Genomic DNA, 22,226 nt, shown 5'->3' with positions numbered 1-22,226 from the left:
ACCGTGTTTTTAATGTCGTCACAGCAAGTTTATACATTTTACGTTAACGCTTTATGTCGTTAAATTTTTTCTATAATTTGAGCCACTTGCTCTTCATTCGTACCGAACTGCAGCAAAACTTCAGAAAGAATTGTGCGCTTTTTAGCGGTATTGTTGTTTGTCGTGACCCAGAAACCACTTTGGCCTATCTCTTTTGGATTTGCTGATTTACTGGCTTTTAACAGTGCATCTTTTGACGTCGCAAAGTATAAGCGGTCACGCCCTTGAATTTGTAACACCTGCTCAAATTGTGTCGTTGATGCTCTATAAACCGTATCTAGAATAAATAGAAAACGCCCTACCGCGCCCTTTTGGGCTGCCAACGCATCGACATCGATCAAACGGGTAAAATCAGAAACGGCCTTAGTTGCTACTTTAGCGACCTTTACTGGCTTAGGTGAAGAGTGCTCAAGACTCGGATGACTGATCTTTTCAGGTGCTTCTTGAACCACTGATTCAACTTGTAATCCCAATATACGGCGCAAAATATCCGAAGCGCTCTCGCCAATATGTTCAGTCTTGCTGGCGATGTGTCGATAAAGCTCTTCATCAACTTCGATATATTTCATAACGGTTATCTTCCTTAAGTAGAAAAGCGGATCGGTGTTCTAAAATGCAAAAAGATCGCATAACTGTCCCGAATTATCCGCCCAGTGTAGCGAGGTTTAGAGCCTTGATAAAGCGTCATTAAATGAAAACTGCGATCCAGAGGAGAAAGATCCTATTTACTAAACAAACAATGTTTACTTTTTAAGCGTTAATCACGGGTATGTGCGCTCTTTGTTGGATTTTAGCGTAAACCAAGGCACAATCTGCGCCATTCGATTCAAGTAAGTGGAAAGACAATGCATTATGTGACAAGCGGTCAAGGCCCCGTAGTTATCCTTATTCATGGTTTATTTGGTGATCTTGATAACCTTAAGGCTTTGGGCAAAGAGCTCGAGGCAAACTTTACCGTTGTTCGCATTGATGTACTCAATCACGGCAGCAGCCCCCAAGTAGCCAATATGAGTTATCAATCACTAGCCGATAGCATGGTTAACTTGATTGATGAGCTTAACTGCAAGGATGCGATTCTTATTGGACATTCTATGGGGGGGAAAATAGCCATGGCAACCGCACTCAGTTACCCAGAGCGTGTTAGCCAGCTAGTCGTTGCAGATATCGCGCCGGTAGCTTACCAAAGTCGCCATGACAAAGTCTTTACTGCATTAGCATCCATGCCATTATCAGAGATTAAAGATAGACGCCAAGCGCTCGCCTATATGCAATCTTGTGATATTGACGAGGGTACCGCGCAGTTTTTATTAAAATCTCTTGCTCGCACAGAGCAAGGTTTTATATGGAAAATGAACCTAGACGGCTTAAAAGCCAGTTACGCCGATATTATTGATTGGCCAACCTTTAATCACTCCTACCAAGGCCCTTGTCTATTTATACGTGGAGGGGATTCAGATTATGTGACTGCTGAACACAGACAAGCAATACTGTCACAATTCCCAACGGTTAAAGCCAAAACAATCGAAGGCACGGGTCATTGGTTACACGCTCAAAAAGCCAGCATTTTTAACCGTATAGTCAAAGATTTTATTACACAATGTTAAGCTGTTTTTCACCACAGAAAGCGGTAAAGCATATAGCCGCTTGAAAACTTATATGGTATATTCGCGCAACTTTTTTTAGCCTAGAAAGGAATGGCGAATGTTGATGCAGTATATGGAACAGATTGAAGCTCTCGGCTTAAACCTGTTTTTTGCAGCCATTTTCTTTTTTATTGGTATGGCCATTAGAGATGTACTCAAGCAAGGCAATGTGCCGACGTTTGGGCGAAACATTGTTTGGCTAGTTTTATTTCTCGGCTGCGCCGGGTTTATTGCAAAAGGGATTATACAGATGACCTGGGAAAGCTCAGGCATCGGGTAAATACGAACTCAATGGCAAAAGAAACATCAGATAGAACCACCATTGATCTGTTTGCAACAGAAAAGCGACGTGGTAGGCCTCGAAGCAATCCTTTGCCTCGGGACCAACAGCTTAAAATTAATAAAAGAAACCAAATTCAGCGTGATCGAGCAAACGGATTAAAACGAATAGAGTTAAAGGTGTCACAAGATTTGTACGACGCCTTGAATGAACAAGCTATGGCCAGTAATATCAGCCGTAGCCAACTAATCGAATCTATACTTCAAAAGCAGGTTAGTGACTAACCCACTTTTAAATGCACGCATACCATTAATAGTTAACTAGATATTAAAGGAACAACAATGGCAACTGTAGGTCTTTTTTTCGGGTCTGATACAGGCAACACCGAAGCCGTAGCCAAGATTATCCAAAAGAAACTGGGTAAAAAAATGGTTGAGGTAAAAGATATTGCCAAAAGTACCAAGGAACAAATTGCAGATTACGATCTGCTCATTTTTGGCATTCCAACTTGGTACTATGGTGAAGCACAATGTGACTGGGACGACTTTTTCCCTGAACTTGAGCAAATCAACTTCGAAGACAAATTAGTCGCAATCTTTGGTTGTGGCGATCAGGAAGATTACGCAGAGTACTTCCTTGATGCTATGGGCATGGTCAACGAAATCGTTGAAGCTCGTGGCGCGGTCGTTATTGGCCATTGGCCAACTGAAGGCTATGATTTCGAAGAATCAAAAGGTTTAGCAGACGACAAGCACTTTGTAGGTCTAGGTATCGACGAAGATCGTCAGCCTGAGCTAACAGAAGAGCGCGTTGATGCATGGGTTAAGCAGATCTATGAAGAGATGTGTTTAGCTGAGCTTGAAGACTAAAGAATCACACCTTAAAGGTAATCATTTACTTTTAGCGTAATTCTATAAAAGCGGCATATTATTATGCCGCTTTTTTGTCTCATTAATAAGGCTCAATTGCCGATTTAACCGTCTCGCATTGAGCAGATAGAGTGAGTTTTGTAATATGACAAGTCAAAATAGCCCAGAACGTTGGGATATCTTTTGTGCGGTCGTTGATAATTATGGTGACATTGGCGTCACATGGCGACTTGCAAAACAATTGTCTGCAGAGCAACCTATTGCTATCACCTTATGGGTCGATGATTTAAAAAGCTTCTCACACATATTGCCCGCACTCGATCCTAACTTGATAAGCCAGGTTCATTTTGGTGTCACCATCAATCAGTGGTCTGAGCCATTAGCGATTTCTTATCAAGCCGGTACTGTGCTTATTGAGGCCTTTGCGTGTGAATTGCCTGAGTCTGTTAAAAACAACTTAATCGCCATCCATCAGGTATACAAACTCGATTCAAGTGCAGCAAAACCGCCTTTATGGCTTAATCTTGAATACCTGAGTGCAGAGTCTTGGGTAGAAGGCTGTCACGGACTTCCTTCGATGCAAGCCAGTGGATTGAAGAAATACTTTTATTTCCCCGGATTCACAGCTAAAACTGGTGGGCTCATTTGCGAAAATAAACTGTTTGAACAGCGCGATGCTTGGCAGCAAGACTCACAAAATCGGCACAATTTATTTGCAAGCCTCGGGCTTAGGGGCATAAGCCCTGAAGATAATGTCGTTAGCGTTTTTAGCTATGAGTCTGATGCGTTACTCGCTTTATGTGAAACATGGCAAGATAGCCAACAAACGATTCATGCTTTGTTTCCTAAGGGGCGGAGCCTTAATAGCTTACAAACAATACTCCCCTGCTCTATTGCAGAGCTCAGTGCAGGAATGCAGATAAAGCTTGGGAATTTAGTAATCCATATTTTGCCAATGACAGATCAAGAAGGTTACGATAAGTTACTTTGGAGCTGTGATTTTAATATTGTGCGCGGTGAAGATTCATTCTTAAGAGCCCAATGGGCCGCAAAACCCTTCATTTGGCACATATATGCACAAGAAGATGACTATCATCTAATAAAATTAGATGCCTTTATGCAGCTTTACTGTAATAATCTGCCGCCAGAATTAGCGATAAGCTGGAAAGCATTAAATCTTGCCTTTAATAAAGAACAGCAAGAACAAACAGCTAGCTACTGGCAAAAAATAAATTTAGTCGGTTTGCCACTGTTGCAGCACGCTAAACAATGGCCAATTGATGCAATAAATGATGTAGATCTTGTTTCTCGACTAGTTCAATTTGTCAAAAATAGCTAAGATACTACGTTTAAATAGAAAAACCTAAAATAGGAAATAGTGTAATGAAAACTGCTCATGAACTCCGTCCTGGTAACGTGATCATGTTAGATGGCAGCCCATGGGTTGTTCAAAAAACTGAAACAACTCGTTCTGGCCGTAACGCTGCAATCGTTAAATTAAAGCTTAAGCATGTTCTACAAGACTCTTCTACTGAAAGCACCTTCAAAGGTGAAGACAAGATGGAAGACATCATTCTAGAGCGTCTAGATTGTACATATTCATACTTTGCTGACCCTATGTTTGTATTCATGGATGCTGAATACAACCAGTACGACGTTGAAGCAGAAAACCTTGGCGATGCAGCAGCATACATCGTTGACGGTATGGAAGAAAATTGCCAAGTTACTTTCTACGAAGGCAAAGCGATTTCAGTTGAACTACCAACTTCAGTGGTACGTGAAGTGACTTACACTGAGCCATCTGCTCGTGGTGATACTTCAGGTAAAGTAATGAAGCCAGCTACCATCACTGGCGGCGGTACATTAAGTGTTGCTGATTTCGTGAAAACTGGTGACATGATTGAAATTGATACTCGTACTAACGAGTTCAAAAAGCGCGTTTAAGTTTTTAAACATTGCTTTAAAAAAGCCAGCGTATATACGCTGGCTTTTTTATTGGCTGTGTCTTGTCCTGAAATGAGTTTGCTCATACTGAAGTCCGATCAAGTTAACAAATTAATCAATTAGTTTTTATATGGTGTTAGTAGTAGAACAGACCAAACTTAGCACTGCCAGATTGGCACCGGAACAGTGTAAAAATCTAAATATGAATATCCGGCAGCTGATAATTGAGATCATATACTTTTTAACGCCGTCAAATTAGTGATTTAATCCTTTATTTGTCGATTGAAATTAGCTATTGTGCCTGCAACTAAGTCAAAGGTATGTTTGGCTAAAATTTTCAGCATTTTCGAGGTGTAGATGCGCCCTATTATCAAATCCAATAAATTAGATTCTGTTTGTTATGACATTCGCGGTCCGGTGCATAAAGAAGCCCGTCGACTAGAAGATGAAGGTCATCGAATTCTAAAGCTTAACATCGGCAACCCTGCCCCATTTGGATTTGAAGCGCCTGAAGAGATCGTTCGTGATGTTATTCTGAACCTACCAAGTGCGCAAGGATACTGCGAGTCCAAAGGACTATTCTCAGCACGTAAAGCGATTGTGCAGCATTATCAGTCTCAAGGTATTTTCGGTGTTGATATCGAAGACATCTATATCGGTAATGGCGTATCAGAACTGATCGTTATGGCGATGCAAGGCCTACTTAATAGTGGCGATGAAATACTGGTTCCGTCACCTGATTACCCTCTATGGACCGCTGCTGTACACCTTTCTGGTGGTAAAGCGCAGCATTATCGCTGTGATGAAGAGTCTGACTGGTTCCCTGATCTTGAAGATATCAAGAGTAAAATTACGCCTAGAACCCGTGGTATCGTTCTTATCAACCCGAACAACCCAACGGGCGCCGTTTATTCAAGAGAACTGATCCTTGAAGTGATTGAACTATGCCGCCAAAACGATATGATTTTGTTTGCTGACGAGATCTACGACAAAATTCTATATGATGAAGCTGAACATATTCCTGCAGCAAGTCTCTCTGACGACATCTTAACGGTCACTTTTAACGGTTTATCTAAAGTTTATCGTGCTGCAGGTTTCCGCGTAGGCTGGATGATGCTTACAGGCAACTTAAAATCGGCTAAGAGCTATATCGAAGGCTTGGATATGCTTGCATCTATGCGCCTATGCGCAAACGTACCAAGTCAGCACGCGATTCAAACAGCATTAGGTGGTTATCAGAGCATCCAGGAGTTAGTACAACCTGGCGGACGCTTGCGTGTACAACGTGACGCCTGTGTTGAAATGCTTAACTCGATTCCGGGTGTGAGTGTAAAAACGCCTAAAGGCGCATTGTATGCCTTTGCAAAGCTGGATCAAAAGAAGTTTAACTTACGTGATGATGAGCGTTTGGTTCTCGACCTGTTAAAAGACCGCAAGATCTTACTCGTACAAGGTTCAGCCTTTAACTATCCAGAGCCTGATCATGTTCGCGTCGTTTTTCTGCCTCATAAAGAAGAGTTAACTAAGGCGCTGTCGGAATTTGGCGACTTTTTAGGAAACTATAAGCAATAGCACTTAAGCTAAGTGAACTAAGTGGACTAAGTGGACTAAGTGGCTAATCAAATTATTATTTATAATAACTAGATAGATAAAACGACCCTCGGGTCGTTTTTTTGTATAACAACTATGCTAATCTGAATTCATTGAAGTATACATGCCTACAAGGAATGCGATGAGCCACTTATTTGCCCACCTAGCTAGAATGAAATTAATTCAACGCTGGCCACTCATGTACAATATTAGAACTGAAAATGTTCAAGAACACTCTCTTCAGGTCGCAATGGTAGCGCATTCACTTGCTTTAATTAGCAACAAAAAATTTGATGGGAAGTTTGACCCATACCAAGCTGCAACCATCGCCATATTCCATGATGCCAGCGAAATATTAACTGGCGATCTGCCAACTCCCGTTAAGTATTTCAATAAAGAAATAGAAGCTGAATATAAAAAGATTGAAGCGATTGCTGAGCACCGTTTGCTTGAAATGGTGCCAGATGAGTTTAAAAGTGATTATCAGGCCTTGCTCACCAGTGAGTATGCCGATCCGCAATATAAAGCACTGGTGAAGTCTGCTGATACCTTGTGTGCCTACCTTAAATGCCTTGAAGAAAAGCGCGCTGGAAATACCGAGTTCAACACCGCGCAAAAGAGACTTGAACACAGTATTAATAATGATCCTAACCCTGCAGTCAGATACTTTGTTGAATGTTTTATTCCTAGCTTCACTCTCGATCTCGACGATATTAATAAACTGCTTTAACACCTTTTGAGGTTCGACTATGACACACTCGGTTTGGAATGAAAGACGTTTAGGGGAAGATAAACTTAGACGCAATGATCATCGTAGTCCTTATCAGCGTGATCGTGCCCGGATCTTGCACTCTGCCGCTTTTAGGCGACTTCAAGCTAAAACTCAAGTACTTGGTGTGGGCATGAACGATTTTTATCGTACTCGGCTGACACATTCGTTAGAGGTGTCTCAAATAGGTACTGGCATTAGGGCACAGCTTAAGCAAAAACAGCCTGAGTTCAATCCTCTACTCGATTCTATGAGTTTAATCGAATCCTTATGTTTAGCTCACGATATTGGCCACCCTCCTTTTGGACACGGAGGTGAAGTCGCCCTCAACTATATGATGCGCGCCCACGGTGGCTTCGAAGGGAATGGACAAACTTTTAGAATATTAACCCGCCTAGAACCCTATACCGAATTTTACGGCATGAACCTTTGTAGGCGAACCTTACTTGGGATCTTAAAATATCCCGCGCCTTATTCACAACTTTGTCGAGCACAATCAATTGAATCTGTCCAACATTTTAGGCAACTAAAGCCATCTCAGTGGCCGCCCGTAAAAGGTATTTTTGATGATGACCTAGAGATCTTAGATTGGGTATTAGCACCGCTTTCTAAAGAGGACAAACAGTTATTTCTGTCTAGCTATACTGTCAGCGAGGGTCAGCACAAACGAACCCGATATAAATCACTTGATTGCTCAATCATGGAGCTAGCCGACGATATTGCCTACGCGGTGCACGATTTAGAAGATGCTATAGTCATGGGCATTGTCAGCGAACATCAGTGGAACAACGACGTCACTCAAGTGCTGTGTAATAGCGAAGATGCATGGCTAAAAAATGAGTTTGCCACAATAAGCCAACGCTTATTCTCTGCTAAACATCATGAACGTAAAGATGCAATTGGCACCTTAGTTAATGGTTTTGTCACCGCAATAGCAATCAATGAAATCGAAGGATTTACTGAGCCTTTATTAAAATATAATGCAGCATTAGAGCCAGCATTTGATGCTGCGCTTAACGTGCTAAAACAGTTTGTATTTAAGTATGTGATTAGAAAGCCTGAGATCCAGATGCTTGAATATAAAGGACAGCAGATTGTGATGGAGCTCTTTGAAGCCTTTATTTCAGATCCAGAGCGCTTGTTGCCACTCAATACCCAAGAACGTTGGCTTGCCAGTGAAAAACAAGGAGAAAACAGTCATAGAGTGATAGCTGACTATATTTCAGGCATGACAGACGAGTTTGCCGCCAGATTGCATCAGCACCTATTTAGTCCAAAATCGGGTTCTATGATGGAGCTTAATTGCGAGTTTTAGTCCTAGCTTATGCTCTTACTAATTACGACCATAACCTGCTATTTTGTTGTTGATTAGCTCATTGATTAAAACTTACAAGAAAGGCACTCATCGAGTGCCTTTCATTTAGTATACCTATGCAACTTTAGCTATCTATTAGCTCGTTATTAGCCAGGATAAAAACCTTTAACGCCTGCGGCTATCACTTCAATACCAATAGACAACATTATCAAGCCCATTAAACGGGTGATCACGTTAATGCCAGTATTACCGAGTAATTTAAAAATTATCGGCGCCATTCTAAACAGCAAAAAGCTCAATATACCAAACACTATGATGGAAATTGACATGCCGATAAGGTTTTCTATGCTGCTATGCTCAGCAGAAGAAACAATCACAGAACTGATCGCACCAGGGCCAGCCATTAATGGCAGCGCTAATGGAACTACGGCGACCGAGTCCATAGCCGAGGCTTCTCGTCCCTCTTCCTTGTTCCGTTTAACTTCACCCAATTTACCTTGAAGCATCGACATCGCAATGATGGCAATCAGCGTACCGCCTGCGATCCTAAATGCTGACAACGAAATACTAAACAGATTTAGTATGTGTTGCCCTGCAAATATCGTTACCAGTAAAATCACCACAACAGCGAAGTTAGCAACCTTGGCCGTTTGATTACGTTCAACTTCAGTCTGATGACTGGTTAGGCTCACAAAAACCGGTAATAAACCAAATGGATTAATTATCGCGACTAAGCCGAGAAAAAATTTAACATAGAGTGTTAAATCCAACGTCTTATCCTCAACGCACCCAAGGCGTTATCTGTTCTAAAAAATGTTGCGCTACTCTAACTCATGACCCTAAAAACAAAAAATGAGATTTTCTATCCTGAATCACAACTTTGAATAAAATTTTCTAATTAATTATTCAAAACTCTGACCCAAAACCGCAACAAGAGTTGGTTAAGTTAGTTGTAAAATTACAGATTGCCCCGAAACTGTGGCATTCATCACGGCATAGCCGTGCTTTTGCGTGTAATTTTTCTTCATCAAATGGATTTTAGAGCACCGGAGAATGTTTAGCCAAATACGGTTTGGCTAAATTTTTTCAGGATTGCGATTATGACTGTATCAAATGAGCAAGAACTCAACCTCCTAGTAGATAAAGTGCGAACGGCGCAACTGGCGTTCGCTAACTACTCTCAGGAACAAGTCGATAAGATTTTCAGAGCCGCCGCCCTTGCCGCTGCAGATGCGCGGATCTCCCTTGCCAAGATGGCTGCAAGTGAAACTCAAATGGGAGTCATTGAAGATAAAGTGATTAAAAACCACTTTGCCTCAGAATATATCTATAACAAATATAAAGATGAAAAGACCTGCGGGATCCTATCAGAAGATCCTACATTTGGAACCATCACCATTGCCGAGCCAGTCGGTATTATCTGCGGCATAGTGCCAACAACAAACCCAACTTCTACCGCCATTTTTAAGGCGCTGATCAGCCTTAAGACTCGAAACGGCATTATTTTCTCCCCGCATCCCAGAGCAAAAAATTCAACAACCACAGCTGCACGTATTGTATTAGACGCTGCGGTAGCTGCTGGTGCACCTAAAGATATTATTGGCTGGATAGATGAGCCATCCGTGGCATTATCTAATCAATTGATGACCCATAAAGAGATCAATCTTATTCTTGCGACAGGTGGACCAGGAATGGTAAAAGCCGCCTACTCTTCAGGTAAACCCGCTATTGGTGTCGGCGCAGGTAACACGCCAATTGTCATTGATGAGACAGCTGACATAAAACGTGCAGTCAGTTCTATTTTAATGTCCAAGACCTTCGATAACGGTGTAGTTTGTGCTTCAGAGCAAGCGGTTGTCATTGTAGATGAGGTTTACGAAGCGGTTAAAGAGCGTTTTGCAAGCCATGGCGGTTATATATTAAATGCCGAAGAAACTGCTGCTATGCAAGATGTTATTTTAAAAAATGGTGGGCTAAATGCCGATATCGTTGGTCAAAGCGCCGCGAGTATTGCCAAGATGGCTGCAATAGAGGTGCACCACACCACTAAGGTGCTCATTGGTGAGGTATCTGATATTGATGAAGCTGAAGCTTTTGCCCATGAAAAACTATCACCACTACTTGCTATGTACCGAGCAGCAGATTTTGACGATGCAATGGATAAAGCTGAAGCCTTAGTCACCCTTGGGGGCATTGGGCACACATCGGGTCTGTATACCGATCAAGATACACAAATCGAAAGAGTTAAGGCCTTCGGTTTTAGAATGAAAACCGCGCGCATTTTAATCAATACCCCAGCTTCACAGGGCGGGATTGGCGATCTATATAACTTCAAGCTCGCTCCATCGTTAACCTTAGGTTGTGGCTCTTGGGGTGGTAACTCCATTTCAGAAAATGTCGGCCCGAGCCACTTAATCAATAAGAAAATGGTCGCTAAGAGAGCTGAAAATATGTTGTGGCACAAACTTCCCTCTTCTATTTATTTCCGCCGTGGTAGCTTACCTATCGCTCTAGAAGAGCTCAGCGATAACAAACGTGCGCTTATTGTAACGGATAAATACCTGTTCAATAACGGTTACTGTGATGAGACCATCAAGATTTTAAAAAGCCAAGGGGTTGAAACTGAAGTCTTCTACGAGGTAGAGGCCGACCCAACCATGCAGATCGTTAAACAAGGTGCCAAAGTTGCTCAAAGCTTCCAACCTGACGTCATTATCGCCTTAGGCGGTGGTTCGCCAATGGATGCGGCTAAAATTATTTGGGTAATGTATGAACATCCTGATGTTGATTTTGCCGACTTAGCACTGCGCTTTATGGATATTAGAAAACGTATTTATAAATTTCCTAAATTGGGTAGGAAAGCTAAAATGGTTGCTATACCAACAACATCTGGAACAGGCTCTGAGGTGACTCCTTTTGCCGTAGTAACAGATGAAAAAACGGGTATGAAGTATCCGATTGCCGATTATGAGTTAACCCCAAACATGGCAATCGTTGATCCGAATCTGGTAATGGATATGCCAAAGTCACTCACGGCCTTTGGTGGCATAGATGCGGTGACCCATGCATTAGAGGCATACGTGAGTGTAATGGCTAACGAATATAGCGATGGTCAAGCATTACAAGCACTAGACTTACTGTTTAAGTATCTGCCTGATGCCTATGAACATGGTGCAAATGCGCCAGTGGCTCGCGAAAAAGTACATAATGGTGCAACCATTGCCGGAATTGCGTTTGCCAATGCCTTTTTAGGTATTTGCCACTCTATGGCTCACAAGCTAGGTGCAGAGTTCCATTTAGCCCATGGCTTAGCCAATGCGTTACTTATCACCAATGTGATCCGCTTTAACGCAACAGATTTACCCACGAAACAGGCAGCGTTTAGTCAATACGACAGACCTAAAGCACTCTGTCGTTATGCAAAAATTGCAGAATATTTAAAACTTGAAGGCGCTACAGGCGAAGGCATTAGTGATGAGGAAAAAGTCGAGGCACTGCTTAAAAAAATTGATGAGCTCAAGGAGACGATTGGCATTCCACGCTCGATCCAAGAAGCTGGCGTCAACGAAGCCGATTTTATCGCAAAACTTGACGAGTTAGCAGAAGATGCCTTTGATGATCAATGTACTGGCGCCAACCCGCGCTACCCATTGATTGCCGAACTTAAGCAAGTATTACTGGCGAGTTACTATGGAAACGACTACAGCGATGAATAATTAATTTATCCTCAGTACGCAAAAGTACACTAATAAAACCTAGCCCCATTTGGCTAGGTTTTTTTACGCACTAGTATGACTAAATTACGCTTAACGCTTAACGCTTATTAGATAGTATACGCTCCGTAATCACACAAGTCGCTGCGCCTACCAAGTAAGCGCCTAAGTCTAACCAATCAAAAGTGGCGCCTAGGATAACACTCAAAACAGAGCCTGGTTGGATCCCCAATAATTTCGCTAAATGAAAATACTGGGCAAACTCTACCGCAAAGGCTATCAACACTGTGACCATCACCAAGGTTTGAGCAGGCAAGTTGATGAAGCTAGATAGGCAATAATATAACCAAACAACAACCAGTACATCGCCTAAAATCGGCCGTATAAACGCATCCCGAGCAAAGACGGCAATAACGATTAATAGCAGTAATAAGATTAAGCTAGCCAGTCCACGAGCCAGGGAAATGCGCAAACAGGGTTTGTTTTGCTCACCAGTTACACCGACCTCTTTAATGCATTCAACATCTTTAGTAAGTTTAAAACCTTTAGCCAATTGAAGACTCTGCTCAATAGCCATAGGCGCTCGAACTATAACAAGTTTGGCATTGTCGCCTTTGTTGATACCGTTAGATTCACTCATCGTCTGCTGGCGCTTTGAAGTTTGCAGCAGTGGTTTTTCTAACGTTAATTTCTGCTGGTACAGTTTTAGTCTCGCTGGTTTCAACGCCATCAATTACAATGCTTTTAGTCATATTGCTATCATTAACAGTAGGATCAGTTTTTGCCACGCCATTGTCACTTCTTGCATACCAATCAACATGTCTAGTGAGTAACATCAACAAGCTTAAAATCGCGAAACACAGTAAACTTCCCATTAACAAGGCGTAGCTTTCAGCTTGTAGCAATCCAAACAACAAACCATAAAGACCCATTAGGCAGAGTCCAAACAATTTTCCCTGTTTAGAGTTGGCCAACATGCCACCAACATAAATGCTAAGCAAAAATGTCGAGGCGATAGCTGACAAAATATAAGCCCAATTAAAACCAAGGTGCTCACTTAAAGAAATAAGTAATAGATAAAACAATGCCAAAGCTAAGCCAACAAAACCATATTGCACAGGGTGCATTAGGCGCGCTTGAAACAGTTCTAGTAGAAAGAAACTCGCAAACACCAACGTAATAACTAACAGTGAATAGTTAACAGCTCGGTGAGACTTAAGGTAATGATCAACTGGTTCTATCAAATCAACGCCCATTTGACGGCGCTCTAACTCAGCGCAAGCACCAGTATCCCCCATACAACGTTCAAATAGTTGACTTATATTTGAAGAGAAATTATTGCTTGCCCATTGAGCGTTGAAGCCTTTATCAGAAACATCAGATGAAATCGGTAAAAAATCACCAGTAAAACTCGGATGTGGCCACTCTGATCTCATTTCAACGTTGGAAACTTTACCTATAGGGCTAACCTGAATGGACTCCATACCTTGCAATAAAAAGCTAAAATCGAACTCAAGCGGCTGAATATTAGTGTTGGCATGAGTTGTATCGTCAGCCTCCAACAACTCAGTTAAATCAAGGTTGATATGAAAGCCTTGGGCAAATTGGTTTAGTCCTGTCCCCGGCTGAACGTCAATACTGTTTCCGTCCAGTGTCATGTTACTGAGTTTTATCAGTCCCCTACTATCGCTAACACCTACCACCATAGAAATGCTTTTAATCTTATCCAGGGCAATCTCTGTTAACGGATTTAAATCAAACGTTCCTGTTAGATGACTATCAGCTTTGTATAGCCGTGCTTGATAGATCCCCCGATACTTTGCATCACTTTCAAGATCCGCATTGAGATTAAACGTTTCTGGCAAAATAAACTTACGATGCTCGGTAAAATAGGTCTTACCTTCATGGTTAACCATTTCAGTGAAATCCACTGTAATAAAAGGCCCTATAATCCGCTGTTCACCCGTACTGCTACGAGCTATTTCGCCTCGAACTTCCTCTAATCGATAAGAACGCTCTGAGATTAAATCACTTACCATAGACAAAGGGATCTGCAATAACACAAAGAGCAAAAGCACAAAACCAAATTTATTCACGGTCTGATTATTAAGGATATTTTTCACGGATTATTCTCCAATTGTTGATAGCTCAATGTTAAAATCAACAATTGGAGATTGAGTGGAGCGAATGTGGAGATTAGATGGAGTTTGCAGACAGAGGTAAAATCACTGTGACTTTAACGCCTTGCGGAACATTCTCTATATTGAGTGTGCCATGATGCAACTTGACGACCTGCTCAACAAAATTTAAGCCTAAACCAGTACTTTTAATCCCATTTTCACGCGGCAGTGAATAAAAGCGTTCAATAATGCGTGCCATTGCATAATCTGGGATCTGCGGGCCTGTATTACAAATTGATAGCGCAAGCTCATTATCCCCCCCCGTAATGGACCATTTTATCGTGCCGTGTTGATTAACAAAATCAATCGCATTGTCCATTAGATTAAAAAGTGCTTGTTTGAATAGAAACTCATCGCCCAACAAATGCCAAGTGTTGGCTTTACCTTGCTGTAACCCAGCACTTTCAAATTGACAGGTTACCGCTTTAGCGACCAAACGCGCATCTGATGATAAATTAACCTCGTTTATCATTTCATAAAGGTTAATTGGCGCTAAGACTTCAAGTTGTGGTCGTTTTTCAAGTCGAGTAAGTTCCAGTAACTTATCAATTAACGACTGCATACGGTCACTTTCCCGCTCTATATTGGCTGAGAAACGGCTGACTTTATCGGCTGGTAATGGCGTTTGCAGTATTTCGCTGGCGCCTTTTATCGCAGACAGTGGGCTTTTTAGTTCATGCGTGAGAGTTTCAACATACTGCTCGACATATTTTTTACCATCAATTTGCTCACGCATTTTCTCTAAGGCATTACTTAAATTGCCATATTCATAGAAAACCCGGAATCTAGGTTTTACTACTTTTTCGCCGCGGCCCATTTTATAGGCATAGTTTTCCAACTTATGCAGTGCAGAATGGATCCGCCAGGAAAACAAAGCACCTGCAATAAGCACAAGGCCACTCATTAATATCATCCAATACAAAACATTGCGTTTAGAAAGGTCAATATAAGGCTGCAAAGAACGGTTGGCTTTAGCCACTGTAACGCTGCCGATAATCTTATTGTCATAGTAGATTGGGGCAGCGACATGCATCACGGTCGATAAAGGATCGTTTGGATCTTCGGTTGTACTGCGCGCACCATATTGGCCTCGCAAGGTAAGATACACATCATTCCACTGCGAGTAATCCTCGCCCACATCTTGTTGCCAAGAATCGGCAATCACAATACCGTTTTTATCCGTAATATAAATACGATGGTTGAGCGCTTTTTTACCTAGCTCCCATATGCGCGTTTCAGGTTCGCGTAAGCCATAAGCCGCAAGTAACTTAGCGAAACGACTTTCAGAAACTTGGTCTTTAACGACCTCCTCTTGGGCCAAAACGGCTAACAAGTTAGCCATGTCGATAAGCGTTTCTTCTGTTGTTTGCCGTACTGTCGGTTTAAGCTCTTTAATCACTGTGGTGCTTACCATATAAGCCGTGATGCCAACTAATATGAAGTACAGCGAAAATAACCTTAACCCTAATGGGATTTTTGGCCAGCGATTCATTAAATTGGACTCTCACTGTAAAAATAACCAAATCCGCGTTTAGTTTTAATCAAATCAGACAAATCAAACGGTTTAAGTTTGCTACGAATGGCCTTTATATGAGAATCAATGTTGCGTTCATATGAAGCTGACGCCGCGATGTCAGCAGCAACGAGTAGCTGTTCACGACTTAATACATTAGCGCTGCGATTAATTAACTTATCTAGGATTTTGAATTCGACTGCAGTTAACCCGAGCATTTGACCATTTACACTGTAATCAAAATTGACTGATTGCAAACTGCTTACCGCGCTATCTAGGATTTTCCGGCTTTCGGCTTCAGCATTAAGAACAACGGGCTTTTTAATCCGTAATTTAATTCTGGCAAGCATTTCTCTCGGGCTAAATGGCTTAGTGACATAGTCATCTGCGCCAATTTCTAGACCTACCACTCGGTCTATCTCATCATTTCTCGCCGTTAAAAAGATAATCGCCACATCTGAAAATTCTCGTATTGTTTTACAAAGCTCAAAACCGTTAATATCAGGCAGGCCGACATCTAGCACCACCAGTTCAACGCAGTTGGCAGCCACATAGGCTAGACCTTGCTTACCCGTTGTAAACCAACAAACGTTAAAACCCTCCATTTCGAGTACATGAATTAGATTATCTGCAATGGCTGGCTCGTCTTCAATAATGACTACCGTCGCTTTAGCGCTCAACTGGTTAACCCTTTACTGTTAATTATGGGCAACAAGCTTAACTTAGAGCGAGAGCATAAATCGACATAATAATCATATTGTTGAAGCTAAGAGGATTGAGGTAAGTGACTAAAGCTACGCTCGCTGTTTGTTAGGGCTTGGACAATCAAACTCCAGACAGGCAGACACTTTTTCTGATCAACGTCTACAAAAGCGTGCAAAAAGTTAGCAATTTGGGCTCGATTAAATAAAAACTCCGCTATGAATAAGTATTCATAGCGGAGTTTTAGCCAAGGATTAACGCTAATAAAAATGAGCTTTAAACGGGCGTTTACTTTACTTTAGCCTGCTTACGATAGGCATGCAGTAACGGCTCTGTGTATCCTGACGGCTGTTCAGTACCTTTAAATATTAGGTCACAAGCAGCTTTAAAGGCAATGCCATCAAAATTGGGTGCCATATTGATATACGCAAGATCATTAGCATTTTGCTTATCAACCACGAACGCCATCTTTTTAAGCGATGCCATCACTTCTTCTTCAGTACACACCCCATGGTGTAGCCAGTTAGCAAGGTACTGTGATGAAATTCGTAAAGTAGCCCTATCTTCCATCAAACCTACATTATTGATATCAGGCACCTTTGAGCACCCCACTCCCTGATCAATCCAGCGCACAACATAACCTAGAATACCCTGGGCATTATTATCCAGTTCGAATTGCTTTTGCTCAGCACTTAATGCTGTGCCGGGAGCCATTAAGGGAATCGTTAACAAGTCGTCTAGGCTCGCGCGCGAGCGTTGTTTTAACTGATCTTGAACCTCGGCCACATTCACTTGATGGTAATGAGTTGAGTGCAATACCGCGCCATTTGGCGAGGGAACCCATGCAGTGTTCGCCCCCGCCTTTGGGTGACCTATTTTTTGATCTAACATCGCCGCCATTTCATCTGGCATTGGCCACATACCTTTGCCAATCTGCGACCGACCTTGCAAGCCACATTCAAGCCCAATATCAACATTCCAATCCTCATAGGCTGTGATCCAAGCTTGCTGCTTCATAACGGATTTAGCAACGAATGGCCCTGCCAGCATCGATGTGTGAATTTCATCGCCGGTTCTATCTAAAAAGCCTGTATTAATAAACACCACTCGCTCAGATGCTGCTCGTATGCATTCTTTAAGGTTGACAGTTGTTCGGCGCTCTTCGTCCATAATTCCCACTTTAATGGTATTACGAGAAAGCTTGAGTGCATCTTCTATTCGTGTAAATAGCTCACAGGTAAACTGCACCTCTTCTGGGCCGTGCATTTTGGGTTTAACGATATTTACCGATCCCTTACGGCTATTACTTCGCTGGTTGTTATTGCCTTGAAGATCGTGCATCGCTGCAAGTACTGTCACCATGCCGTCTAAAAAGCCTTCTGGCACTTCATCGCCGTTCTTATCTAACACAGCATCTATTGTCATAAGATGACCGACGTTACGAACAAACAACAGACTACGTCCAGGAAGTGTAAGGCGCTCATCGCTGGCGGAGGTATAAACTCTGTCATCATTTAATTGACGAACCATTTCACGGCCATTTTTATTCAGTGTAGCCGTAAGGTTACCTTGCATTAGACCTAGCCAATTACGGTATATTTCAACCTTATCCTCAGCATCAACGGCAGCGACTGAATCTTCACAGTCCATAATGGTCGTCACAGCGGCTTCGACTAAAAGATCTTTTACCCCTGCTAAATCAGTTTTTCCAACCTGATGGTTACTGTCTATTTGGATCTCGATATGCAGGCCATTATTCACAATGAGTACAGCCGTTGGCTTGTCTTCATTTCCTTGGAAACCAGCAAATCGTTCAGGGTTAGCAAGCCCTGTTTGCGTTCCATTCTCAAGCCTGGCTTGTAGACTGTTATTTTCAATAAAATATTGAGTCACAAGGCTATGGGAGCTAATGGCCAAAGGTGCAGCGTTATCTAAGTGGGCCTTAGCAAATGAAATGACCTTAGCGCCACGCACAGGATTATAGTCCTTTGATAGCTCAGCCCCTGCGGTCTGGGGAATGGCATCAGTGCCATAAAGTGCATCATATAAGCTTCCCCAACGAGCATTGGCCGCATTTAACGCAAAACGTGCATTTTTAACCGGCACAACTAACTGTGGTCCAGCTTGTTTTGCGATCTCATGATCTACATTTTCAGTACTAATTTTAAAAGGGCAGCCTTCTTCGACCAAATAACCAATGTCAAAGAGAAAGCTTTTATATTCAGCGAATATTTGTGCTGTATTGGGATTAGAGATCGTAGAGCTTGTTTGTTGAAGTGTGTCTGCATGCTCGTGATGACAGTGACCGCGATGCCATTCATCAATCTGTAACTGTAACTGCTCTCGCTTAGCCAATAATGCACGATTAATCGGGCCAAGATCATTGACGAGCTCTTCAAATTTATTCCAGAAGTTGGTTGAGTTGATCCCTGTTCCGGGGCAGATCTCTTTGTCTACGAGCTCCCAAAGTTCTTTCGCTACTTGTAGGCCGCCAACTTGAATACGTGCTGTCATAATTTGCCCTTTTTCTCTGATTTATCAGGCCATCTATCCCTGTATATGAGTTATTGTCAGTTCAATATGGCCAGTTCAATGCTTCCTTTATCCGTGTCTGCGGATTGTTATTCCTACTCAAAACCTTGTCAGGGCATTAAGAAACACGCTCTATGATTACTCACCCTATACTAGAACAGCTTAATTTATCTAATTTATCGTTTCTATTCTGACTATTCACCAAAGTTATTTAAAATGCACTTTTGGAGTAATAAAACATCAGTAAAGTACTTTAGTGTCTTAAAGCAAATTGCCTCGCCCAAAGCTGTCTGCCGTCTGTGTGATAAGTTTGCGCATCCACTTATGTGCAGGGTTGTGCTGTAATAAAGGGCTCCAGGCCATAGTTAACGCTATAGGCTGAATAATAAAGGGCGGTGGCACGATGCAAACACGGTCATTATTCTCATGTTGCTTTGCCATTTTACTTGGTATGGTTGCGATCAAATCTTGTTGTTCTGCCAACAAACAGGCCGCTTGATAGTGACGAGTAAATACGGTGATCCTTCTCTGTACCCCTATCCGAGTTAATGCTTCATCAACCCAACCTAAGCGCTGCACATCACCGGGATCCATTCCTACACCAACCCCCATACCCGTTTTACTGACCCAGACATGATTAGCTTTTAAGTAACTGTCTAGCGAAAACTTTTCGAGTACTGGATTTGTTTTACTAATCAGACAACTAAAGTCATCACTCCAGAGCACTTTTTGATGAAATGACTGAGGAATACTGTCAAACCGGTTAATCACCATATCGACTCGACCTTGTTCAACATCAGGAAAGCTGACGTCACTTGGAGTCATAATATCTAAGATAACATTTGGCGCTTCGGTTCGAAGCCGAGCAATAAGTGGCGGGATCAGTGTCGCTTCTGCGTAGTCACTTGCCATCACACGAAAGACTTGCTCACTTTCTGCAGCATTAAATTCAGCTCTAGGTTGAACTGCTTTTTCTAAGCCAATAATCAGCTCACTAATTGTCGGTTGTAACTCCTGTGCTCGCTCAGTTGGCGTCATGCCTTGGCTTGTACGTATGAGCAACGGATCATCAAATAGCGTTCGTAACCTTTTTAGTCCATTACTCATAGCTGGTTGGCTTATTCCTAGCTGATCCGCCGCCCTTGTAACATTTCGTTCACGTAGTAAAACATCCAAATAAACTAATAAATTCAAATCAATACGAGATATATTCATAAGGTAAATACCGAAAATAGAAACTATAAATTAGACTTATTTAAGCAAATCTAACTAATATTTTCAACGTAATCAATCGCCGCTAATCATATTGTTAAAGGAATAGACACATGACAAATTACAGATCAAACATCGATGAAGCTGCTACCTTGATTAATGCTGAAGGTAGTACTTGGAACGCAATTAACCCTGAGTCTGTAGCCCGTATGCGTCTACAAAATCGTTTTCAAACTGGTTTAGATATTGCGAAGTACACAGCAAAAATAATGCGTGAAGACATGGAAAACTACGACAAGGACTCATCGCAGTACACTCAGTCGTTAGGTTGTTGGCACGGATTTATTGCTCAGCAGAAAATGATCTCTATTAAAAAACATCTACTGACGACAAAGCGTCGTTACCTTTACCTTTCTGGCTGGATGGTTGCAGCGCTTCGCAGCGAGTTTGGTCCATTGCCAGATCAGTCTATGCACGAAAAGACCTCTGTCGCTGCGTTAATTAAAGAGCTATACACTTTCCTTCGTCAAGCCGACGCTCGTGAACTAGGTGGCCTATTTCGTCAACTAGACGCCGCTAACGCAAGTGATAAAGCAGCAATTCAAGCTAAAATTGATAACTTTGAAACTCACGTTGTGCCGATCATCGCCGATATTGATGCAGGTTTTGGTAACGAAGAAGCCACTTACCTGATGGCTAAGCAGATGATTGAGGCGGGTGCCTGCTGTATTCAGTTAGAAAACCAAGTATCAGACGTGAAGCAATGTGGGCACCAAGACGGCAAGGTAACCGTGCCTCATGTTGAATTTCTCGCTAAAATTAATGCCGTTCGTTACGCATTCCTTGAACTAGGTATCGATGATGGCGTGATCGTTGCTCGTACCGACTCTTTAGGTGCAGGTCTTACCCAGAAGATTGCCGTCACAAGTGAGGCTGGAGATTTAGGTGATAAGTACAACTCTTTCCTAGAAGTTGAAGCGGTTAATCCAGCTAATCTCGCCAACGGTGACGTTGTATTCCAGCAAAACGGTAAGCTTGTTAAGCCTGCACGTCTTCCTAACGGATTATTTAAATTCCGTGCAGGAACCGGTGAAGAGCGCTGTGTACTTGATTGTATTACCTCGCTACAAAATGGTGCCGATCTGCTATGGATTGAAACTGAGAAGCCTCATGTAGCTCAAATCGGTGCAATGGTTAATAAGATCCGCGAGACGGTGCCGAATGCAAAACTTGTTTATAACAACTCACCTTCGTTTAACTGGACGCTAAACTTCCGTCAGCAGGTATTCGATAGCATGAACGATGCAGGACAAGACGTATCAGCTTATGACCGTGACAAGCTAATGAGCGTTGATTACGACAATACTGAGCTTGCGGTACAAGCCGATGAGAAAATTCGTACCTTCCAGTCAGATGCTGCTCGCGAAGCGGGTATTTTCCATCACTTGATTACGCTACCGACTTACCATACTGCAGCGCTTTCAACTGACAACTTAGCCAAAGAGTACTTTGGTGACCAAGGAATGCTAGGTTATGTGGCGAACGTACAGCGTAAGGAGATCCGTCAAGGTATCGCCTGTGTTAGACACCAAAACATGGCTGGCTCTGATATGGGTGATGATCACAAAGAGTACTTCTCTGGCGACCAGGCACTGAAAGCATCGGGTAAAGATAACACCATGAACCAATTTAGCTAAGCTGTCATTATGGCAATCAGTTTTTGAAGTGGACTAGATTGCAAATATGAGCTAATTATGAAAGGCCTGCTGATAGCAGGCCTTTTTATTTTGACGCGATCCTAATCAAGGTTTTTGCTGTTATCAGGCACAACATCAGCAGTTCAATCAAAAATATAGAACCTTAATATCTTGTTATTTGATTATTAATAGTTAAATATATGTGATAAATCTATTTGCCAATCAATT

At 42.2% G+C, this 22,226-nt stretch carries 19 protein-coding genes; 11 read left to right on the top strand and 8 right to left on the bottom strand.

Annotated features, from left to right (window positions below; all coding sequences use genetic code 11):
• Positions 1 to 59: 59 nt before the first annotated feature.
• Complete coding sequence (seqA, locus tag ACVBIO_RS00830; protein ID WP_447159200.1) at positions 60 to 608, bottom strand: replication initiation negative regulator SeqA; 549 nt, start codon at positions 606 to 608, stop codon at positions 60 to 62.
• A gap of 276 nt (positions 609 to 884) precedes the next feature.
• Here seqA and ACVBIO_RS00825 point away from each other — a divergent pair, with 276 nt between their 5' ends.
• The 9 genes from ACVBIO_RS00825 (at position 885) to ACVBIO_RS00785 (ending at position 8,449) form a co-directional block, all read left to right on the top strand.
• Positions 885 to 1,643, top strand: coding sequence for an alpha/beta fold hydrolase (locus tag ACVBIO_RS00825; RefSeq protein WP_447162777.1), 759 nt, complete (start codon positions 885 to 887; stop codon positions 1,641 to 1,643).
• Between the two features lie 97 nt (positions 1,644 to 1,740).
• A complete protein-coding gene (locus tag ACVBIO_RS00820) occupies positions 1,741 to 1,962 on the top strand; it encodes a DUF2788 domain-containing protein (RefSeq protein WP_012277330.1) in 222 nt (73 codons plus the stop codon).
• Positions 1,963 to 1,973: 11 nt separating this feature from the next.
• Positions 1,974 to 2,246 (top strand): LexA regulated protein, encoded by a 273-nt coding sequence (gene ybfE / locus ACVBIO_RS00815; protein ID WP_012277331.1) that lies wholly within the window; start codon positions 1,974 to 1,976, stop codon positions 2,244 to 2,246.
• 57 nt (positions 2,247 to 2,303) lie between these two features.
• Positions 2,304 to 2,831 (top strand): flavodoxin FldA, encoded by a 528-nt coding sequence (fldA, locus tag ACVBIO_RS00810; RefSeq protein WP_447159198.1) that lies wholly within the window; start codon positions 2,304 to 2,306, stop codon positions 2,829 to 2,831.
• A gap of 145 nt (positions 2,832 to 2,976) precedes the next feature.
• Positions 2,977 to 4,170, top strand: a complete 1,194-nt coding sequence (gene earP / locus ACVBIO_RS00805) for an elongation factor P maturation arginine rhamnosyltransferase EarP (RefSeq protein ID WP_447159197.1) — start codon at positions 2,977 to 2,979, stop codon at positions 4,168 to 4,170.
• Positions 4,171 to 4,214: 44 nt separating this feature from the next.
• Positions 4,215 to 4,775, top strand: a complete 561-nt coding sequence (gene efp, locus ACVBIO_RS00800) for an elongation factor P (RefSeq protein ID WP_447159196.1) — start codon at positions 4,215 to 4,217, stop codon at positions 4,773 to 4,775.
• 357 nt (positions 4,776 to 5,132) lie between these two features.
• Complete coding sequence (locus tag ACVBIO_RS00795) at positions 5,133 to 6,347, top strand: pyridoxal phosphate-dependent aminotransferase (protein ID WP_447159195.1); 1,215 nt, start codon at positions 5,133 to 5,135, stop codon at positions 6,345 to 6,347.
• Between the two features lie 160 nt (positions 6,348 to 6,507).
• Positions 6,508 to 7,095, top strand: a complete 588-nt coding sequence (gene yfbR / locus ACVBIO_RS00790; RefSeq protein ID WP_447159362.1) for a 5'-deoxynucleotidase — start codon at positions 6,508 to 6,510, stop codon at positions 7,093 to 7,095.
• Positions 7,096 to 7,114: 19 nt separating this feature from the next.
• Positions 7,115 to 8,449 carry an anti-phage deoxyguanosine triphosphatase gene (locus ACVBIO_RS00785; RefSeq protein ID WP_447171774.1) on the top strand — a complete coding sequence of 445 codons (1,335 nt, stop codon included), beginning with the start codon at positions 7,115 to 7,117 and terminating at the stop codon, positions 8,447 to 8,449.
• Between the two features lie 146 nt (positions 8,450 to 8,595).
• Here the strand turns inward: ACVBIO_RS00785 and ACVBIO_RS00780 are convergent, their stop codons facing one another.
• The gene (locus tag ACVBIO_RS00780) at positions 8,596 to 9,219 is read right to left on the bottom strand and encodes a YchE family NAAT transporter (RefSeq protein WP_447159193.1); all 624 of its coding nucleotides are present in this window, start codon (positions 9,217 to 9,219) and stop codon (positions 8,596 to 8,598) included.
• Positions 9,220 to 9,549: 330 nt separating this feature from the next.
• Between ACVBIO_RS00780 and adhE the strand changes: the two genes are divergently transcribed.
• Positions 9,550 to 12,165, top strand: a complete 2,616-nt coding sequence (gene adhE / locus ACVBIO_RS00775; protein WP_447171773.1) for a bifunctional acetaldehyde-CoA/alcohol dehydrogenase — start codon at positions 9,550 to 9,552, stop codon at positions 12,163 to 12,165.
• Positions 12,166 to 12,262: 97 nt separating this feature from the next.
• Here adhE and ACVBIO_RS00770 read toward each other — a convergent pair whose 3' ends face one another.
• The 6 genes from ACVBIO_RS00770 to ACVBIO_RS00745 all read right to left on the bottom strand — a co-directional run bounded on the left by ACVBIO_RS00770 (position 12,263) and on the right by ACVBIO_RS00745 (position 20,304).
• Positions 12,263 to 12,802, bottom strand: coding sequence for a ribosomal maturation YjgA family protein (locus ACVBIO_RS00770; RefSeq protein ID WP_447171772.1), 540 nt, complete (start codon positions 12,800 to 12,802; stop codon positions 12,263 to 12,265).
• Positions 12,795 to 14,285, bottom strand: a complete 1,491-nt coding sequence (gene creD, locus ACVBIO_RS00765) for a cell envelope integrity protein CreD (protein WP_447171771.1) — start codon at positions 14,283 to 14,285, stop codon at positions 12,795 to 12,797. Before creD ends, ACVBIO_RS00770 begins: the two co-directional genes overlap by 8 nt.
• Before the next feature lie 73 nt (positions 14,286 to 14,358).
• Positions 14,359 to 15,834 (bottom strand): two-component system sensor histidine kinase CreC, encoded by a 1,476-nt coding sequence (creC, locus tag ACVBIO_RS00760; protein WP_447171770.1) that lies wholly within the window; start codon positions 15,832 to 15,834, stop codon positions 14,359 to 14,361.
• Entirely contained in the window at positions 15,834 to 16,535 is a 702-nt protein-coding gene (locus tag ACVBIO_RS00755; RefSeq protein ID WP_447171769.1) for a response regulator, read from the bottom strand. Before ACVBIO_RS00755 ends, creC begins: the two co-directional genes overlap by 1 nt.
• A gap of 310 nt (positions 16,536 to 16,845) precedes the next feature.
• Positions 16,846 to 19,071 carry a malate synthase G gene (locus ACVBIO_RS00750; RefSeq protein WP_447171768.1) on the bottom strand — a complete coding sequence of 742 codons (2,226 nt, stop codon included), beginning with the start codon at positions 19,069 to 19,071 and terminating at the stop codon, positions 16,846 to 16,848.
• A gap of 279 nt (positions 19,072 to 19,350) precedes the next feature.
• Positions 19,351 to 20,304, bottom strand: coding sequence for a LysR family transcriptional regulator (locus ACVBIO_RS00745; RefSeq protein WP_447162781.1), 954 nt, complete (start codon positions 20,302 to 20,304; stop codon positions 19,351 to 19,353).
• 110 nt (positions 20,305 to 20,414) lie between these two features.
• On the opposite strand from ACVBIO_RS00745, the gene ACVBIO_RS00740 reads away from it, so the two are divergent.
• A complete protein-coding gene (locus tag ACVBIO_RS00740) occupies positions 20,415 to 21,998 on the top strand; it encodes an isocitrate lyase (protein WP_447159189.1) in 1,584 nt (527 codons plus the stop codon).
• Positions 21,999 to 22,226: the final 228 nt, after the last annotated feature.

This window comes from Shewanella sp. 0m-8, from assembly GCF_052977265.1.
The sequence above is the reverse complement of the archived record's forward strand: the minus strand, read 5'-3'. Positions and strand labels throughout refer to the sequence as shown.

Excerpts from the sequence above, each read along its gene's own strand:
- creC (WP_447171770.1), bottom strand. The coding sequence starts at position 15,834 with ATGAATCGCTGGCCAAAAATCCCATTAGGGTTAAGGTTATTTTCGCTG.
- ACVBIO_RS00750 (WP_447171768.1), bottom strand. The coding sequence starts at position 19,071 with ATGACAGCACGTATTCAAGTTGGCGGCCTACAAGTAGCGAAAGAACTT.
- ACVBIO_RS00825 (WP_447162777.1), top strand. The coding sequence starts at position 885 with ATGCATTATGTGACAAGCGGTCAAGGCCCCGTAGTTATCCTTATTCAT.
- efp (WP_447159196.1), top strand. The coding sequence starts at position 4,215 with ATGAAAACTGCTCATGAACTCCGTCCTGGTAACGTGATCATGTTAGAT.
- seqA (WP_447159200.1), bottom strand. The coding sequence starts at position 608 with ATGAAATATATCGAAGTTGATGAAGAGCTTTATCGACACATCGCCAGC.
- ACVBIO_RS00770 (WP_447171772.1), bottom strand. The coding sequence starts at position 12,802 with ATGAGTGAATCTAACGGTATCAACAAAGGCGACAATGCCAAACTTGTT.
- adhE (WP_447171773.1), top strand. The coding sequence starts at position 9,550 with ATGACTGTATCAAATGAGCAAGAACTCAACCTCCTAGTAGATAAAGTG.
- yfbR (WP_447159362.1), top strand. The coding sequence starts at position 6,508 with ATGAGCCACTTATTTGCCCACCTAGCTAGAATGAAATTAATTCAACGC.
- ACVBIO_RS00785 (WP_447171774.1), top strand. The coding sequence starts at position 7,115 with ATGACACACTCGGTTTGGAATGAAAGACGTTTAGGGGAAGATAAACTT.
- ACVBIO_RS00745 (WP_447162781.1), bottom strand. The coding sequence starts at position 20,304 with ATGAATATATCTCGTATTGATTTGAATTTATTAGTTTATTTGGATGTT.
- ACVBIO_RS00820 (WP_012277330.1), top strand. The coding sequence starts at position 1,741 with ATGTTGATGCAGTATATGGAACAGATTGAAGCTCTCGGCTTAAACCTG.
- ACVBIO_RS00740 (WP_447159189.1), top strand. The coding sequence starts at position 20,415 with ATGACAAATTACAGATCAAACATCGATGAAGCTGCTACCTTGATTAAT.
- fldA (WP_447159198.1), top strand. The coding sequence starts at position 2,304 with ATGGCAACTGTAGGTCTTTTTTTCGGGTCTGATACAGGCAACACCGAA.
- ybfE (WP_012277331.1), top strand. The coding sequence starts at position 1,974 with ATGGCAAAAGAAACATCAGATAGAACCACCATTGATCTGTTTGCAACA.
- ACVBIO_RS00795 (WP_447159195.1), top strand. The coding sequence starts at position 5,133 with ATGCGCCCTATTATCAAATCCAATAAATTAGATTCTGTTTGTTATGAC.
- earP (WP_447159197.1), top strand. The coding sequence starts at position 2,977 with ATGACAAGTCAAAATAGCCCAGAACGTTGGGATATCTTTTGTGCGGTC.